The 1,756-nt window shown below is 66.1% G+C and carries 3 protein-coding genes; all 3 read left to right on the forward strand.

What is annotated here, in order from left to right:
• Positions 1 to 501, forward strand: a 501-nt coding sequence (locus tag Q4C89_RS01570) for a Panacea domain-containing protein (RefSeq protein WP_303100855.1), incomplete at its 5' end; no start/stop codon positions are given.
• A gap of 5 nt (positions 502 to 506) precedes the next feature.
• The gene (locus tag Q4C89_RS01575) at positions 507 to 1,031 is read left to right on the forward strand and encodes a hypothetical protein (protein WP_303100856.1); all 525 of its coding nucleotides are present in this window, start codon (positions 507 to 509) and stop codon (positions 1,029 to 1,031) included.
• Between the two features lie 42 nt (positions 1,032 to 1,073).
• Positions 1,074 to 1,756: VC0807 family protein (locus Q4C89_RS01580; protein WP_303100857.1), on the forward strand; the 683-nt coding region annotated here is incomplete at its 3' end.

Here is a 1,756-nt window from a genome sequence, read left to right on the forward strand (position 1 = left end):
CCCATGACGGAACTGCACCCCGCCTACCCAGCCGAAAAGGTGGCGAACCGCCTGATGGAACTGGCGGCCCGCGACGGACGCCTGCTGACGCACATGCAGTTGCAAAAGCTGGCCTACTTCGCGCATGGGCTGAGCCTGGGGCTGTATGGTCGCCGCCTGGTTTCCAACAACTTCCACGCCTGGCAGCATGGCCCCGTGGCGCCCCAGCTTTATCAGCGGCTCAAGGAGTTCGATGACCGCCCGATTGACCGCCCGCTGGCCGACCCGCTGCCGGGCCTGCCCCTGGACGCCGAAGCGACTGGGGTAATCGAGCGAACCTATGCGGCCTATGGGCACATGGACGGCTGGGAACTGCGGAACATCAGCCACCTGCCAGGGTCGCCCTGGGCCGTGGTGGACGACCACGAGAAGTACGGCCCGATTCCCGACGCCCTGACCGAACGGTACTACCGCGAGCAGTTGGAGCAGGCCAACGCCGCGCCGCAGCGCCACGCTTCCTGAGCGCCATGCCGCCCGAGCAACGTGACCCGGTGACTGCCCTGGCCCAGCGGCAGGCCGAAGAGGTCGCCAGCTACAGCGAACAGGCCGCCACACAGGAAGTGGCCCCCGCCGGGCCGTTTTCCATCGTGTTTGCCGACCCCGCCCAGCCCCGCAGCGAGGCCGAAGCGCCGCCGCCCAGTCCGGCCCTGCTGCGCGAACAGCTTCAGGCCGACATGCTCAAGGAGCAGCTGGAGCAGCAGCAGATCGAGACGACCAACCAGCGCAACCGCAGCCGCTTTCTGCGCGAGGAGCAGGAACACATCCGCGAGTACCGCCGCCGCTATTCCAGCCGGGTCTTCTGGGTGACCTGTCTGTGGCTCATCTTTACGGCGGGGCTGATCGTGGCGACGGGCTTCCAGCAAAACGTCTTTCACCTCAGCGACACCGTGCTGGTCGCCACGCTGGGCAGCGCCCTGGCAGGCGTCATCGGCATGTTTCTGGTCATCCTGAACTGGCTCTACCCCCGCTCCGACAAGGACGAGAAGAAGTAGCCCGCGCAGAATCGGACGCCGCCGCCCGCTATGCTGCCCGGCATGAGTTCTGCGCCTGCTCCTGTCACCAAGCCCCGTAGCCGTGTCCCCAAGACGGTCTGGGACCTGATTTTTACCCTGGTCATCCCGATTCTGATTCTGAGCCCCAACCTGCTGGGCGACGGCATCGGCGTGGCAAGCGTGCTGGGCGAGGGGCAGACGGGCAACGTCCGCGCCTACCTGCTGGCCGCCCTGATTCCGGTGGTCTACGTGCTGTGGGACATCGTGGTGAACCGCAACGTCAGCCCGGTGGCACTGATCGGCGGGGCCGGGGCCATCTTTTCCGGGGCGCTGGCCTTCTGGTACGTGGATGGCTTCTGGTACGCCATCAAGGACAGTGCCCGCTCCTATCTGGTCGGACTGGCCTTCTTGCTCAGTGCCCTGACCTCGGTGCCGCTGTTCCGGGTGTTTCTGGACGCCGCCAGCATCGGCGAGGCACCCGAAGAACGCGCCCTGACCCAACGTGCCCTGCGTGACCCGGCGCTGCACCGGGGACTGGTTGCCGGAACGGTGATTTTCGCGCTGGTGGACATCCTGGGCGGCATCGTCAACAGCGTGGTCAACTACCAGCGCGTGACCGCCAAGTTCGGCACCGACGCTTTCAACGCCCAGATTGCCGAAGTGAACGCCATCATGCGCGTGCCGAGCATGGCGATCAGTTTCGTGGGCATCTTCGCCGCCATCTA

It is taken from the genome of Deinococcus sp. (assembly GCF_030523985.1).
In the GTDB taxonomy this organism is placed as follows: domain Bacteria; phylum Deinococcota; class Deinococci; order Deinococcales; family Deinococcaceae; genus Deinococcus.

Excerpts from the sequence above, each read along its gene's own strand:
- Q4C89_RS01575 (WP_303100856.1), top strand. The coding sequence starts at position 507 with ATGCCGCCCGAGCAACGTGACCCGGTGACTGCCCTGGCCCAGCGGCAG.